This is a genomic window from Pseudomonas coronafaciens pv. oryzae str. 1_6 (assembly GCF_000156995.2).
In the GTDB taxonomy this organism is placed as follows: Bacteria; Pseudomonadota; Gammaproteobacteria; order Pseudomonadales; family Pseudomonadaceae; genus Aquipseudomonas; species Aquipseudomonas tremae.
The window spans coordinates 5621079-5635007 of record NZ_CP046035.1 but is presented as its reverse complement, the minus strand read 5'-3'; the positions used below and the strand labels follow the sequence as shown (position 1 = coordinate 5635007).

At 57.9% G+C, this 13929-nt stretch carries 15 protein-coding genes; 8 read left to right on the top strand and 7 right to left on the bottom strand.

Translation table 11 applies throughout. From position 1 onward, the window contains the following. The first annotated feature begins 57 nt into the window (after positions 1–57). From POR16_RS25700 to POR16_RS25690, 3 genes are all read left to right on the top strand, one after another. On the top strand, positions 58–690 hold the full coding sequence (locus tag POR16_RS25700) for a LysE family transporter (RefSeq protein ID WP_005894675.1): 633 nt from the start codon (positions 58–60) through the stop codon (positions 688–690). 243 nt (positions 691–933) lie between these two features. Further along, positions 934–1674 (top strand): cysteine hydrolase family protein, encoded by a 741-nt coding sequence (locus tag POR16_RS25695; protein ID WP_005894677.1) that lies wholly within the window; start codon positions 934–936, stop codon positions 1672–1674. Positions 1675–1693: 19 nt separating this feature from the next. Then, positions 1694–2587 carry a LysR family transcriptional regulator gene (locus POR16_RS25690; RefSeq protein WP_005894680.1) on the top strand — a complete coding sequence of 298 codons (894 nt, stop codon included), beginning with the start codon at positions 1694–1696 and terminating at the stop codon, positions 2585–2587. A gap of 20 nt (positions 2588–2607) precedes the next feature. Here POR16_RS25690 and POR16_RS25685 read toward each other — a convergent pair whose 3' ends face one another. Genes POR16_RS25685 through POR16_RS25670 form a run of 4 tightly spaced genes read right to left on the bottom strand, consistent with a single transcriptional unit; the run spans position 2608 to position 5762 of the window. Further along, positions 2608–3348, bottom strand: coding sequence for a hypothetical protein (locus POR16_RS25685; RefSeq protein ID WP_005894683.1), 741 nt, complete (start codon positions 3346–3348; stop codon positions 2608–2610). Between the two features lie 3 nt (positions 3349–3351). Further along, positions 3352–3942 (bottom strand): penicillin-binding protein activator LpoB, encoded by a 591-nt coding sequence (lpoB, locus tag POR16_RS25680; protein WP_005894686.1) that lies wholly within the window; start codon positions 3940–3942, stop codon positions 3352–3354. A gap of 37 nt (positions 3943–3979) precedes the next feature. Then, the gene (locus POR16_RS25675; RefSeq protein WP_005894689.1) at positions 3980–4348 is read right to left on the bottom strand and encodes a YcfL family putative periplasmic lipoprotein; all 369 of its coding nucleotides are present in this window, start codon (positions 4346–4348) and stop codon (positions 3980–3982) included. Positions 4349–4367: 19 nt separating this feature from the next. Further along, positions 4368–5762 (bottom strand): COG3014 family protein, encoded by a 1395-nt coding sequence (locus POR16_RS25670; protein ID WP_053931708.1) that lies wholly within the window; start codon positions 5760–5762, stop codon positions 4368–4370. Between the two features lie 338 nt (positions 5763–6100). On the opposite strand from POR16_RS25670, the gene POR16_RS25665 reads away from it, so the two are divergent. The 3 genes from POR16_RS25665 (at position 6101) to POR16_RS25655 (ending at position 8830) form a co-directional block, all read left to right on the top strand. Beyond that, positions 6101–7999 (top strand): cytochrome c/FTR1 family iron permease, encoded by a 1899-nt coding sequence (locus tag POR16_RS25665; protein WP_005894694.1) that lies wholly within the window; start codon positions 6101–6103, stop codon positions 7997–7999. 212 nt (positions 8000–8211) lie between these two features. After that, positions 8212–8439, top strand: a complete 228-nt coding sequence (locus POR16_RS25660) for a hypothetical protein (protein WP_005894697.1) — start codon at positions 8212–8214, stop codon at positions 8437–8439. Between the two features lie 94 nt (positions 8440–8533). Next, positions 8534–8830 (top strand): hypothetical protein, encoded by a 297-nt coding sequence (locus POR16_RS25655; RefSeq protein WP_005894700.1) that lies wholly within the window; start codon positions 8534–8536, stop codon positions 8828–8830. A 56-nt stretch (positions 8831–8886) separates the two neighbouring features. Here the strand turns inward: POR16_RS25655 and POR16_RS25650 are convergent, their stop codons facing one another. Together POR16_RS25650 and prlC are read right to left on the bottom strand one after the other, a co-directional pair. Next, on the bottom strand, positions 8887–9174 hold the full coding sequence (locus POR16_RS25650; protein ID WP_005894703.1) for a YheV family putative zinc ribbon protein: 288 nt from the start codon (positions 9172–9174) through the stop codon (positions 8887–8889). Continuing rightward, positions 9171–11258, bottom strand: coding sequence for an oligopeptidase A (prlC, locus tag POR16_RS25645; RefSeq protein WP_162010115.1), 2088 nt, complete (start codon positions 11256–11258; stop codon positions 9171–9173). The genes POR16_RS25650 and prlC overlap by 4 nt, the downstream gene beginning before the upstream one ends. A 76-nt stretch (positions 11259–11334) precedes the next feature. Here prlC and POR16_RS25640 point away from each other — a divergent pair, with 76 nt between their 5' ends. Further along, on the top strand, positions 11335–11880 hold the full coding sequence (locus POR16_RS25640) for a gamma carbonic anhydrase family protein (RefSeq protein ID WP_005894708.1): 546 nt from the start codon (positions 11335–11337) through the stop codon (positions 11878–11880). 131 nt (positions 11881–12011) lie between these two features. Here POR16_RS25640 and POR16_RS25635 read toward each other — a convergent pair whose 3' ends face one another. Continuing rightward, on the bottom strand, positions 12012–13067 hold the full coding sequence (locus POR16_RS25635; RefSeq protein ID WP_024691229.1) for an aminopeptidase: 1056 nt from the start codon (positions 13065–13067) through the stop codon (positions 12012–12014). 179 nt (positions 13068–13246) lie between these two features. Here POR16_RS25635 and POR16_RS25630 point away from each other — a divergent pair, with 179 nt between their 5' ends. After that, complete coding sequence (locus tag POR16_RS25630) at positions 13247–13684, top strand: DUF3592 domain-containing protein (protein ID WP_024670004.1); 438 nt, start codon at positions 13247–13249, stop codon at positions 13682–13684. Positions 13685–13929 lie beyond the last annotated feature (245 nt).

Genomic DNA, 13929 nt, shown 5'->3' with positions numbered 1-13929 from the left:
CCTTCCCAAGCATTAACCACTAATTTATCGGGCATTCGACTTTGCTTGAGGTGCGTCATGGCGCTTGAAACGTGGCTGGGCTTTTTCGCGGCCTGCTGGATCATCAGTCTTTCTCCCGGCGCAGGCGCTATCGCCTCGATGTCCTGCGGCCTGCAATACGGCTTCTGGCGTGGCTACTGGAATGCCTTGGGCCTGCAGATCGCACTGGTGGCCCAAATAGCGATTGTCGCGGCAGGGCTTGGCGCGATATTGGCAGCCTCCGAGATGGCGTTCACACTGATCAAGTGGTTTGGCGTGGCGTACCTGGTCTATCTGGGCATCAAGCAGTGGCGTGCGCTGCCCACCGACCTTGGCGGCGAATCTGCCGTGCGCCCCGTCGGCAAACCTATGACACTGGTAATGCGCGGCTTTCTGGTCAATATCAGCAACCCCAAAGCAATGGTTTTCATATTGGCGATTCTGCCGCAATTCATTGATCCGGCTGCGCCATTGCTGATCCAGTACGTGATCATCGCCGCAACCATGGTCGTGGTCGACCTGATCGTCATGGCGGGCTACACCGGGCTGGCGTCGAAAGTGTTGCGCCTGCTCAAGACACCTCGCCAGCAACGCCGCCTGAACCGCACCTTTGCAAGCCTGTTCGTGGGCGCGGCGGGCTTCCTGGCGACGTTGCATCGCGGCACGGCGTAGCCACTTATTCTGCGCTCATGAAAGCTCATTGTTGCGCGCTTGCGCCCTCAGGGGAGAAGCGTGCGGTGGGCAAATGAACATTCCATAACATTCAACTTTTTAAGGCGTTTCCTACAAGAAAAAGGGACATGTTCTCTTTTTGTCTGTGCAAATCAGGAACAAGATCTGTTCGGGTTGATGGCTGGCTACGTAAAACGTGCGCTTCTAAAGTGGCCTCTCACCTCACCCACAGGATTCGCCAACATGTTTTCAAATACCCTGATCGCCTTTACTCAGCCCGCTACTCGCTGGTTTGGCAAGCCTCTCAAACTGTTGATGGCAGGTCTCGGACTGCTCGGTGCCAGCCTTTCCGTTGCTGCATCCAGTGAAGGCAATACACACCCCACCTTGCGCGCCTTGTCGGGCGTCTCGCCTGTCGATCATTTGCAGGCAGCGACCACAGCGTTGGTGGTCATCGACTTCCAGAACGAGTACTTCACCGGCAAGTTACCAATCCCGGATGGCATACAGGCGCTCGACAACGCCCGACGCCTGATCAACTTTGCCGATCAGTCGGGCATCCCGGTGTTTCATGTCCAGCACGTAGCGCCGAAAGACTCACCGCTGTTTGCCGAAGGGAGTCACGAAGCGCAATTCCATCCCTTGATGCAACCCCGTGCTCAAGACCAACATGTACAGAAGAACACCGTAAGCGTGTTCGCCAGTACCGACCTGGACAGTCAGCTGAAAGCCCGCGGAATCAAGACCGTTATTCTGGCGGGCCTCATGACTCATGCGTGCGTCGCCGGAGCCGCCAGAGATGCAACCCCGCTGGGCTACACTGTAGTGGTAGCCGCAGATGCATCGGCCACTCGGGCGATAACCCGGTTTGATGGCAACTCCGTGACCAGCCAGCAACTGCATCAGGCAGCCCTGACTGAAATTGAAGACACCTTCGGGGATGTGCTGTCGACAGACCGCATCACAGCGTTGTCTCTGCGCTAGGCACATCGGGGGAAGGCTCTTGAACCAGTTGCACGCCATCAAGGCTTTTCGCAGCCTCGTCGAGGCCGGGAGTTTTTCCTTGGCAGCAGAACGTCTGAACACCACACATTCGACGATCTCCAGGCACTTGCAGCAACTGGAACACGTCTTGGGTGCGCAACTGGTAAACAGGACCACTCGCCATCTGAGTGTGACCAGTGCCGGAGAACACTATTATCTGGCCTGTATCGACATACTCGACCGTCTGGATCAGGCAGCGCTGTCAGTCTCGTGTGCCGGCCAAAAGCTTGGCGGATCCCTGCGAATCAGTGTACCGATGGTCATCGGCACTCTGGAGCTGGCCAGTTGGTTGCCTGCTTTTCAGAAGCGCTACCCGGAGATACGTCTCGAGTTGAGTTGTAGCGACCGGTTTGTCGATCTGGTCGCGGGAGGGTTTGATCTGGCCTTGCGTATCGCAGAGTCTTTGACAGATACCACCCTTGCAGCAAGGCTTCTCGCCGTATCGGAGGTTCGTCTGGTGGCGTCACCTGGCTATATCGCTCGCCATGGCCTGCCACGCACAGCAAACGACTTGCAGCATCATCAGTTGTTGGGGTTCTCTGGTAGCCATGCAGAATGGCTACTGACCTCGGCCACGGGTCAGCCTGAGCGCATAAGGCCAGCAGGCATGCTACGCAGCGATTCGATTGCAGCCTTGCACGCTGCTGCACTGGCAGGTTCGGGCATTGCTGCCTTCACTGACATCACTGTCAGACAACCATTGGCACAAGGGCAGCTCGTGACAATTCTGCCCGACTGGAGCCTTGGGCAGCGTCGCTATCATGCGCTTTACCCGCAAACCCGCTACGTATCTCCATGGGTACGCGCTTTCATCGACTTCATGGTTGAGCATTACCGAGGCGCGTCTGGCTGACCTGGGTTGCTCTTGCACTGCTAGCGCAAGATTCGCGGTGCTTCATCTCTCGGCAGGCTATTTTGTGGCTCGCGTCGTTCGGTGAACCCGATCTCGCCACGCAACTGCTCACGTAACTGACGAGTGACGTCTTCACCGATGGACCTTGAGACTTCCCGAACAACCAGACCGCGATTGTGCGAGACCTTGATGTCACGCCCGTTCACCAGCTTTGTGTCCTGCCCCTCGCCCATAGCGGTGAAGGCCGAGGTGACCTCGAAAGTACGTGTGTTTATCAGGCTGAAATCGGCAACAAGGGTTAGTCCAAGAATCGCCGAATGACTATTGGTGTTGGCTATTTCGCCGACGTCCTCGCGAAAGTCGATGTCCGAGACAGTCCCGAACAACACATAGTCTGCGCCTTTGAAGTGGCCGTCCTTGATACGCTTGATAACGTCGTAGACATCTTCCTTGGAGCCAGTGGTGTAAGGCGTACCCTGCACCAACTGGAACATCCCGGACTTTAGAATCTCGCCCTTGATGTCACCACTGAATTTGCGCAGCTCACTTTGCTCGATATAGCTGGTCCGCGACTCGTATTCGTCATAACTGGACGACGCTCGGGTACTGTAGTAATCCGCGCTCAGGGTGGAGCGTGCAGAAACGGTATGGATGTATTGCTCCACACGCTCCTGAAATGCCATATCCGTCACTGCCACCTTCGGGGCCGCCTGCGCCCCTATGGCGCAGACCAAGCTGATAATTCCGATCCATGTGCGCATTGATTAACGCTCCGTGGTTTTACGAATTTCTTTTTCATCCATCCACTCTGCAAGACCGCTTTCGACGTCAACCAATTGCAGGCTGAACTTGTAGAAGACGTCCTTGTAGTCGGCGCTGCGCTTGACGATGGAACTGATCGAGCCTTCCAGGCGATATTTGGCGGCGATCATATTGCCGGTCTTGGCAACAGTGGCTTTCTTGTACAGACCGCTCTGGTTTTGCAGCTTGAGCTGATCGACCTGGTTCTGCATCTGGTTGTCATCACTGGCAAAACGGGCTGTGCCGCTTTTCATCAACTGGGTCTTGATCGACGTTGTGATTTCACGGGTGTCGATATACTCGCTGGTCTTGTTCTTCACATCGTAGACCTGGACAACCGGGCGCCCTTGCAGGATGCCTGACTGGGCCAGAGAGCGAGTCATGCTTTCCGCGATCATTTGCAGATCGGTAGAGCCGAACTCATTGGTGATTGTCTCGACAGCCTTGGTGTCGCCGTAACTGATGTTCTTGCTGCCCAGACCCGGTGAGGTATTGGCACAGCCGTTAATCAGCAGTGCAGCGGCAGCGATGAAGCAAAAACGTTTGAACAGCATTGTTTGATTCTCCAGAACCGAAAAATGGGCTATGAGCTCAAGGCGTATTGATTTCGATGCGGAAATCGGTCGCGCGCGGGACCGGCGCAATGGCTGGCAGCACGGCGCTTTGCGAGCCATACAGCGTCATGCTTTTCCAGCTTTCTTCATCGGCAACAGGGAAGCCATCGTTGCCCAACCAGGCGAAGCGGTAATACATCATCTTGTTGCGGCTGCTGATGTTGGTCAGTTGTGCCTTGACCGTCAGGAAGCCGTTTTCGCGTGCAACGCGCATGGCCCCGACTTCAATATTTTTCATGTTACCCATCACTACTACCTTGCTGGCAGCACTGCCCGGAGCGGGCGGCGGGGTAGCGCAGCCAGCCAGCAGGGCGAGCGCCAGCACGCCGAAATACTTCATGCACATGGAAAGTCTCCGTTCAGGGTTATTTGGCGGTGGCTATGGCCTGCGGCACGTTCGACGGATTGACCTGCGCCGCGAGACTGCCCGCAAACACCTGACTGCCCAAGGCACGCAAGGAAACCACCTGGTAGCGTTGATCGACCTTGACCCGCACGTGGGAACCGCCCAGTGAGTTGGGCAGGATGATCTGATGCTCGCCATGCGTCAGACGCAAACGAGCGACGAGCGTATTGTCCGGCAACGTGCGCCAGGTACGTGTGTCGGCACCTTCGGTAACGGCCGAAGCAATTCCCACCGCAAGACCTGCCAGCGGGTTGACGTCGTTGAGTTGCTTTTGCGCAACACCACGGGTGATGGCGCGCACCGTGGTCCGCAGGATGATGCCCGGCATGTCGTCACGCAGCGCACGGCGTGACATGGTTGTGGTGCTGTTGAGCAGAGTGAGATTGAGTGGCTGGCCGTCCAGCACGATCTGGTTGAACGTCGGCGTGGTGGTATCCGCGGTTATGACCGGGAAAGACAACGGCGTGATGACCAGATTTCCGCTGATCGGCAGCGGCAATGGAATGCTCACCGAACCACGGGCAGGGGCAAAGCCACTCTGCACAATGATCAGCACCTCACTGTTACCGTCCTTGCTGGCAGCGGCGTCGAGATCCTTGATGGCCTGTTCCAGCAATGGTGTGTTGGGCCGTAGTTCGGCCGCTTTGCGATAGCCCGGCGCAGCGAGGCCCTTTTCGCCCAGCGCTTCATAGACAAAGCCCGCCAGATAATGACTGAACGCGCTCTGGTAGCTGTTTTTCAGGCTGATGACTTCCGGGGCGTCAAGCAAGGCCACCGGATAGCCACGCAGCTCCTTGAATTGGGTTTTAACGCCTTGATTCTCGGCTTCGTGCTCGCTTTTCAGGTACTGCTTGTCACGCAGTTCGGCAATGACCGCTTCGCGTTCGTGAGTTTTCTTTATCTCGGTCCGGGCACCTTCGAAGTCGTTGCGAGCCAGCAGGTTGAGCGCCATCTGGGTGGTCAACATGACTTTTTCGTAGTCGTAGCCTTCGTAGCGACGCACCTTGTCGTTCACCAGAAAGCTGCCGAAGCTGGCCAGATACTTGTCGGTATCGAGCTTGACTGACTCCTCCCACTTGAACACCGTCCGATCAGCCGTGCGCCATGCGATCTGGCTGCCGCTGAAATCGCCTTTGGCGCGTAGCAGCTCGCCTTTCTCAAAGTAGTAGAGAAGGTCTTTATCTTCGCCCGTATTGTTTTTCTCCAGCGAACCCAGTGCAGCGTCAACATTGCCGCTGGCCAGCTGCTGGCTGGTTTCCTTCAGTTCTGCGTCGTAGCTACGAAAAGCAGAGCAGCCTGCCAATTGCGTCGCAATGATCAATACGAGCGCGGTCAAGGCACGAGGAGAAGACATGGTGCGTTCTATTCCCTTAGTGATTGCAGAGGCGAGAGGCGCCTGCCATGCAGTCCATGATCAAACAGCAGTGCTGTCTGAGTGTCGTTTACACAACCAAATCAAGGTGGTGGCGAAAGCGCGGGAGTATAAACTGCGAAACGCTTAAAGCAATGGCATTTTGATATCTCACATGTCTTTCAGACTTTTCCCACTTCCAACCCACCTGTTGTCGGCAACGTGACTGGGTTTTCCAGCGTTTCCTGAAAAATTCAGTAACAAAAACCTGTCATCACTCTTGAGTAGCGCTCTGGCTGAGTTAACAATGCAACGCATCGCATTCTTACCGAGATTCTGCAATGCCCCTCCGTTCTCGTTTCCTTGCCTGGCTGTTAGTGCCGTTACTGACGCTGTGCAGCCTCGGCGTGCTGGCCGACCCCGTCGAGGGCGCAGCTCAGGCATTGCATCTGCTGGACTATCTCAGCGCCGATTACCCTTCATCGGTGGCAGATGGCGAGGTTGTGGCCGAAACCGGCTATCAACGGCAGACCGATGCCCTGACCACGCTACAGGCGCTGATCCTGACGCTGCCAAAGCGTGCCGAGCGTGCGGAACTGGAGCAAGGCATCGCTGAGCTGGCACGTGCAGTCAGTGATCGGCAGGACGGCGCTCGCGTCGCCCGTCAGGCCCGGCAACTGGCCGCGAAACTGGCGGCGGCCTATGAAGTCAGCCAGGCACCGGCCATCACGCCGGACCCTGAGCGTGGCGCGCCCTTGTATGCCCAACATTGTTCGGTCTGTCACGGCGATACAGGGGCCGGTGATGGCCCTGCAGGCATCGGCCTGGAGCCGGCACCTTCTAACCTGCGTGATACGGCGCGCCTGGACCGCCTGAGCCTGTACGACCTCTACAGCTCGCTCGGGCTGGGCATCGCAGGCACCGACATGCCTGCGTTCGCTGATCAGCTGGACGATCGTCAGCGCTGGGACATTGCCACCTATATCGCCAGTTTCAGCGCGCAACCGGTGGCCAACGCCACAAAAACCTTCAACATTGCCGACCTGGCGCGTCAGACCCCGGCAGAAGTCCTGGCAGCCGAAGGCTCCGATGCTGCAGCGACTTTTCGTGCTCAACGCGCACAGCCACCACAAGTGCAGCGCGGTCCGGCGCAATTGCTCGACTACACCAGCGTAACGCTGGACAAAAGCCTGGCCGCTTATCAGGCAGGTGACCGCGAGCAGGCCTACGACTTGTCAGTAGCGGCTTATCTGGAAGGCTTCGAGCTGGTCGAAAGCTCGCTGGACAACGTGGACGCTAACGTTCGCAAGGACACTGAAAAGAGCCTGATGGCTTACCGGCAGTCGCTGCAGGACAGCTTGCCGCTCCCGCAGGTCGTACAAAAACTGGAGGTCGCCAAAGCCAGACTCAAGCAATCGGCGGGGCTGTTGGGCAGCGATGGCCTGAGCCTGTCGCTGAGCTATATTTCGGGCCTGTTGATCCTGCTGCGTGAAGGGCTGGAAGCGATTCTGGTGCTGGCAGCGATTCTGGCGTTCCTGCGCAACACCGGGCAACAGTCTGCGGTGCGCAGCGTCAATGTGGGCTGGGGCCTGGCGTTGCTGGCCGGCCTGGGTACCTGGGCGCTGGCGGCTTATGTCATTGATGTCAGTGGTGCACAGCGCGAGTTGCTGGAGGGCGCCACGGCGCTGTTTGCCAGCGTGATGGTGCTCTGGCTAGGCGTGTGGATGCACGACCGTCGTCACGCTGACGCCTGGCAGGATTACATCAAAAGCAGCCTGGTCGGCGGCGGCGGCCGTTTCGGGTTCGCGGTGCTGGCCTTCTTCTCGGTATACCGGGAGCTGTTCGAAGTCATCCTGTTCTACGAAACCCTATGGTTGCAGGCAGGCCCGGCCGGTCACGATGCAGTATTGGCGGGTGGTGCCACAGCGTTGGTGCTGCTGGTGGGTCTGGCGTGGATCATCTTGCGCGGCTCGGCAAAACTGCCCCTTTCGATGTTCTTCGGCATCAACGCCGCGTTGCTCTGCGCACTGTCGGTGGTCTTCGCCGGGCATGGCGTGAAGGCGTTGCAGGAAGCGGGCATATTCGGCACCCGTCCGGTTCCGTTCTTCGAATTCGACTGGCTGGGCATTCACGCCGACCTGTACTCGCTTGGCGCACAGGCCGTCGCCCTGACAGCCATCGCTATTCTGTACGGACGAAGCCGCCTGGCCGACAAATGCAGGCATCGGGCAGCAGACTGAACTTACACATGCTCAAGGGCAAGCGGCGTCCGCCGCTTGTCCGGACAGTATTCATACTTGCGATCAACGCCCCGCGTCAGATGTTATGCACACTGTACAAAGAACCACCTGTCAGTTCTGTCAGTAGACGCACTTTTTCTTCAGGCCTAGTGTAGCGGGACGCCAACTCGGCTATCGGGTACTGGCGCATTTACCTGAGAACGAGGTGGGTGATGGCCAAGTACGAGATACGGTTGTGGGCTGAAGATATCGAGCAACACGACCATCCTGAAATAGCCATCCAGTTTTTCGAGGACGACGACCTGCAAGAACAGGCCTGGGTGAGGTTGCATCCCCACGGCACACACCATATTCGCGGTGAACTGGGAAGGGATGAGGAAGTGCTGACTGTTCTGGCACTGGCCTTCAGGAAAAAGGTTTCTGAATTGGCAGATTGGTAAAGCCTGGTTAGCGCTTGTAATAACACCTGACTTACACAGGTGCCGGAGAAGCGGGCAGTACTGGCATCTCAATCAATAAAAGAGGATTGAGAAGATGGCTAATTATGAAATAAAGTTATCGACCGATGAATTGATGGGCGACAGCAGTCCTGAAGTCATGGTGGAATTCTGGAACACCAAGCTCAATGCTGGAAAGGGAGATGTCGAATTTATAAGCTTCGTTACATCCTCCGGTCAAGGCAAGGGTTATGACACTGTACGAAGCCAGGCAGATGCTGATGGCGATGGCATTCTGGATGCTCGAGACAACACGTTATTGATCGCATTGGCCAACGCGTTTGTGGGGATAGACACGTTGATAAAAAAGAAAAAAGTAAAGAAACCGAATTGATCGTTACATAAAAAGGGGCGCATTAGCGCCCCTGAACACATGGATCGTCACTGAAGTCAGCTCGGATCAACCGGCTTCTTCAACTTCGGATTCGGGAAAAACTGCACGCCCTGAACCTTTGGGTCAGCCGGTTTTACCGCAGCCTTGTTGACGCGCGTGCCCAACTCCTTAGGGATCGAAATCCCTTGGGCATTAAGCGTATCGCTGTAGCCACACCCCACGCACTCGCGGTGCGGCACGTCGTCTTCGCTCCACATCATCAGCTTGTCAGGCTCGCTGCACGCCGGGCAGACAGCCCCGGCGATGAAGCGTTTCTTGGTAACAATTACCGGTGTATCGGTCATGCTGCCGCATCCTCACTCAAGCCACTGTGACGCAACAATGCGTCAATCGACGGCTCGCGTCCGCGGAAGTCGACGAACAGCACCATCGGCGCCTGTGAGCCGCCACGCGCCAGAATCGCTTCGCGGAAGGCGCGACCGGTTTCGGCATTGAGCACGCCATCTTCCTCGAACTTCGAGAACGCGTCGGCAGACAGCACTTCGGCCCACTTGTAGCTGTAATAACCGGCTGCATAGCCGCCTGCGAAGATGTGCGCGAAGCTGTTCGGGAAGCGGTTGTAGGCGGGCGGACGCATCACCGAGACTTCGTCACGAACGCCCTCCAGAACTTCAAGCACGCTGCGGCCATCACCGTGAGTAGCGTGCAGCTCGAAGTCGAACATCGAGAATTCCAGCTGACGCACCATCATCAGACCGGACTGGAAGTTCTTGGCTGCGAGCATCTTCTCCAGCAAGTCCTGCGGCAATGGTTCGCCGGTTTCGTAATGACCGGAAATCAGTGCCAGACCTTCAGGCTCCCAGCACCAGTTTTCCATGAACTGGCTCGGCAACTCGACCGCGTCCCAGGCCACGCCATTGATACCGGACACACCGGCATGCTCGACACGGGTCAACAAGTGGTGCAGGCCGTGACCGAACTCGTGGAACAGGGTGGTGACTTCATCGTGGGTCAGCAGTGCAGGCTTGCCGGCAACGGCCGGTGTGAAGTTGCACACCAGATTGGCCACCGGGCTTTGCAGCGTGCCTTCAGCCGTGCGGCGACGGTCACGAGCGCCGTCCATCCAGGCACCGCCACGCTTGTTGGCGCGGGCATACAGATCGAAAAAGAAACGCCCGACGTGCTGGCCGTTTTCCTTGATCTCGAACAGACGAACGTCCGGGTGCCAGGTATCGAAGCCTTTCTGCTCGGCGATCTCGATGCCGTAAAGACGCTGGACGATAGCGAACAGGCCGCCGAGCACTTTGTCGATGGGGAAGTAGGCGCGCAGGATTTCTTGAGAAACGCTGTAACGCTGCTCACGCAGCTTCTCGCCGTAGAAACCGCTGTCCCAGCTTTGCAGATCCGGGCAGCCCTGTTCGGCGGCGTAAGCCTTGAGCTGCTCCAGGTCCTGAGCGGCGAAGGGCTTGCTGCGCTTGGCCAGATCGCGCAGGAAACTCAGCACCTGATCGCTGGACTCGGCCATCTTGGTCGCCAGGCTCAGCTCGGCGAAATTCGCATAACCCAGCAACTGCGCCAGCTCCTGACGCAGATCGAGAATCTGCTCCATGACCGGAGTATTGTCGTTCTTGCCAGCGTTCGGGCCTTGATCCGAGGCGCGAGTGCAGTAGGCCGCGTAGACTTCTTCGCGCAGCGCGCGGTCTTCGGCGTAGGTCATCACCGCGTAGTAGCTCGGGAATTCCAGGGTGATCAAATAGCCTTCGAGATCCTTGGCCTTGGCGGCGGCAGCCATCTGTTGCTTGGCAGAATCGGTCAGACCAGCGAGGGCGGACTCGTCAGCGACCAGCTTGGTCCAGGCCTGAGTGGCATCGAGCAACTGATTGGAAAACTGACTGCCCAGCTCCGACAGCTTGCTCTGTACTTCGGCGTAACGCTTCTGCTGCTCGGGCGGCAGATCGATACCGGAAAGACGGAAGTCGCGCAGCGCCTGTTCCAGGATGGTCTTCTGACCGACGTCAAAGCCTGCGGCCTCAGGGCCGTTGGCCAGCGCTTCATACGCCTGGAACAACGCGCGGTTCTGACCCATCTCGGTGGAGTAAGCACTCAACGCCGGCAGGCACGATTCGTAGGCTTCACGCAGTTGCGCGCTGTTGCACACGGCATTCAAGTGGCTGACCGGACTCCATGCCGCGCCCAGGCGGTCATTCAATTCGTCCATGGTCAGCACTAGCCCGGCCCAGGTCGGTGTAGAACCCTGTTTGGCGAGGATGTCAGCAATCGCGGCACGGTTGTCGGCCAGGATCTGTTCAATAGCAGGTTTGACATGTTCGGCACGAATCGCCGAAAAGGGTGGCAGGTCGTACGATTGCAGAAGAGGGTTGTTCGCGCTCACGGTTTTGCACCTTGCCTTGAAGAAACACTCAGCCATCTTAATTACAATCGACGCCGACCGCAGCAACCAAACCTGTTCTGCACGCCTATCACTGTCAAAGAAGGAGCCTATCGTGGCTATCCGCACGTTTCAGGAGCACACCCCAGCCCTCGGCGAACGGGCCTTTGTCGATCATTCGGCGATCGTCATCGGCGATGTCGAAATTGGCGCCGACAGTTCAGTCTGGCCGCTGACGGTCGTACGCGGCGACATGCACCGCATCCGCATCGGCGCACGCACCAGCGTGCAGGATGGCAGCGTGCTGCATATCACCCACGCCGGCCCTTTCAACCCGGACGGCTTCCCGCTGCTGATCGGCGACGAAGTAACCATCGGCCACAAGGCCATGCTGCACGGCTGCACATTGGGTAACCGCATCCTGGTCGGCATGGGCACCACCATCATGGACGGCGCCGTTGTCGAAGACGAAGTGATCATCGGCGCAGGCAGCCTGGTGCCACCGGGCAAAGTGCTGGAAAGCGGCTTTTTGTACGTTGGCCGTCCAGTCAAACAAGTGCGCGCACTCACCGAAAAGGAAATCGCCTTTTTCCCTTACAGCGCTACGAACTACGTGAAGCTCAAGGACCAGCATCTGACGGAGGGGTTTGATAAGCCGTAACTATCGTTCCTACGCTCCAGCGTAGGAATATCTCCCGTGACGAATTCTGCGCCGCGCCACGTCCTCAGGGTCGGACGCAGAGCGTCCAGAAAGGCATTACCACGCGGAGCGTCGTAACGATAATCGGGTGCTCAAGGCATCAATGCTCGTAGCGCCGCCTTGCGCGCCTCAACCGGCATCCCGCCCAACTTTTCCACAGCCCGATAAAACGCCTGCCAATCCCCGTTCTCCTGCCTGAACAACGCCGCAAACGCTGGCACCCATTGATCATAAAGCCCGAATGGCAGCAGTTTGGCGTTGTTCATCGGACCTTTGATCCAGCCATCAAAACGCTTGTCGCCCGCCCATTGCTCGTCACGTACCTTCCGATAATCCCGCCGCAGCCGCTCGAACTCCTCAGCCTTGCGCATGCGCATCACCTCAGCCGACAGCGGCTGACGATAAAGCGCCTTGAGCCGCTCGCGGGTATCCAGCACCAGCTGAATAAACTGATCACGCCGCGCCGACTGCGAAACATTCTCGGGCGGCAAACCGCGCGCAGCGCGCCACTGCCGCGTACCTTCCTGCTCGACGAAACTGGCGTAGGACTCATTGAACTCAGTGTCGTCCTTCACATAAAAACGCTGATGCGCCAGCTCATGAAAGATCAGCGTCGCCAAACGCTCGTCGCCCCAGCCCAGCATCGAGCTGAGGATCGGATCATCAAACCAGCCCAACGTCGAATACGCCTCGACGCCACTCAGATACACATCCTTGCCCGCCTGCCGCTGCAACGCCGCCTCGCCACGCGCTCCGCCAGGGCTGTAATAACCGCGATACGCCACACACCCGGCAATCGGAAAACAGTGCGTGACAGGCTCCAGCGAAAACTCATCCGTCGCAAACACATTCCACACCACATAAGGCCGCCCCAAATCCGCATACAGGCGATAGCTCTTGTTATCCGGCAGGTGCAAATGCTCGCTGGCAAACGTCCGCGCCAGTTGCGACCGGGCCAGATGGTCGCGTAAACCGGCGTCCCGCGCCGGGTCAGCGATAATCTTGTCCACAGGCTCACGCGCCTGCAGCAACTGCCACTGCCCCTGCGCCAACTGTCCATAGTAGGAAACGCTGGAGCAACCGGAGACCAGCGTAAAGGCCATGAGTGCTAAAAGGTTGCTAAGGCGTGAAGCGGAAGGCGTGGGCATGGAGGGCAGGGCTTTGGTGGTGTGGATACGGTGATGTTATGCCGGACGGGTGTGCGGGTGTGCAAGTGTTGTGAGGGTATGAAACGGCGCATTGCGCTGCTTGTTAACCGTATCCAATTGACAGACTCCGGCCGGTTCACTGTAATGGCCGGCGCTACGGACAACGCAAGGGACCTGCCATGACCAAAACACCCACTTCCGGCCGAGGCGATCTGCCCCGCGCGCTGATTTTCATCCCGCTGGGCCTGTGCCTGCTCTACCTTACTGTTTGCCTGGTCGTTGACCGGATTAACTTCCTGGCCCAGGCGCAACACGCTGAAGGGCATGTCAGCGCCCTGAATGCGGGCGGCAGCCACCCACAAGTGGACTTCACCGATACTGCGGGCAAAGCGGTCAGCTACCCCCAAGGCGGCTTTATATTCGGCTATTCGGTGGGCGACCCGGTGACGGTGCTCTACCTCGTCGAGGCCCCCTCCCGCACCGCGATCATTGAAGACCAGGGTGCGCTATGGGGCGCGAGCCTGCTGACGGGCCTGTTCGCGATTGTGTTTACCTCAGGAGGCGGTTGCCACATGGCTGCATGGATTCGCAGGCGCCGGATGTCACGGCTACTTTAAGGACCGAATGCCCATTGTCATTCGCAGGCGCTAGAAGCCTGCCGGCATAGGCGGGTTTGGCTTGAACACACTCAAGGGGTCGCCTTACACGTTCGCTGTGGTTCGGTCAGGGCTGGCTTGGTTATCGACACGAGATTACCGCAGTCAGGCAAGATCAACGTAAAAACGAGAGCTATTACGGTCATCAATAATTACAGCTGAGCCCATACGCTTATCCAGTCAACACACATTGGAGGCATGGTAAT

Excerpts from the sequence above, each read along its gene's own strand:
- POR16_RS25700 (WP_005894675.1), top strand. The coding sequence starts at position 58 with ATGGCGCTTGAAACGTGGCTGGGCTTTTTCGCGGCCTGCTGGATCATC.
- POR16_RS25665 (WP_005894694.1), top strand. The coding sequence starts at position 6,101 with ATGCCCCTCCGTTCTCGTTTCCTTGCCTGGCTGTTAGTGCCGTTACTG.
- prlC (WP_162010115.1), bottom strand. The coding sequence starts at position 11,258 with ATGGCTGAGTGTTTCTTCAAGGCAAGGTGCAAAACCGTGAGCGCGAAC.
- POR16_RS25655 (WP_005894700.1), top strand. The coding sequence starts at position 8,534 with ATGGCTAATTATGAAATAAAGTTATCGACCGATGAATTGATGGGCGAC.
- lpoB (WP_005894686.1), bottom strand. The coding sequence starts at position 3,942 with ATGCTGTTCAAACGTTTTTGCTTCATCGCTGCCGCTGCACTGCTGATT.
- POR16_RS25685 (WP_005894683.1), bottom strand. The coding sequence starts at position 3,348 with ATGCGCACATGGATCGGAATTATCAGCTTGGTCTGCGCCATAGGGGCG.
- POR16_RS25635 (WP_024691229.1), bottom strand. The coding sequence starts at position 13,067 with ATGCCCACGCCTTCCGCTTCACGCCTTAGCAACCTTTTAGCACTCATG.
- POR16_RS25630 (WP_024670004.1), top strand. The coding sequence starts at position 13,247 with ATGACCAAAACACCCACTTCCGGCCGAGGCGATCTGCCCCGCGCGCTG.
- POR16_RS25660 (WP_005894697.1), top strand. The coding sequence starts at position 8,212 with ATGGCCAAGTACGAGATACGGTTGTGGGCTGAAGATATCGAGCAACAC.
- POR16_RS25670 (WP_053931708.1), bottom strand. The coding sequence starts at position 5,762 with ATGTCTTCTCCTCGTGCCTTGACCGCGCTCGTATTGATCATTGCGACG.
- POR16_RS25695 (WP_005894677.1), top strand. The coding sequence starts at position 934 with ATGTTTTCAAATACCCTGATCGCCTTTACTCAGCCCGCTACTCGCTGG.
- POR16_RS25650 (WP_005894703.1), bottom strand. The coding sequence starts at position 9,174 with ATGACCGATACACCGGTAATTGTTACCAAGAAACGCTTCATCGCCGGG.
- POR16_RS25675 (WP_005894689.1), bottom strand. The coding sequence starts at position 4,348 with ATGTGCATGAAGTATTTCGGCGTGCTGGCGCTCGCCCTGCTGGCTGGC.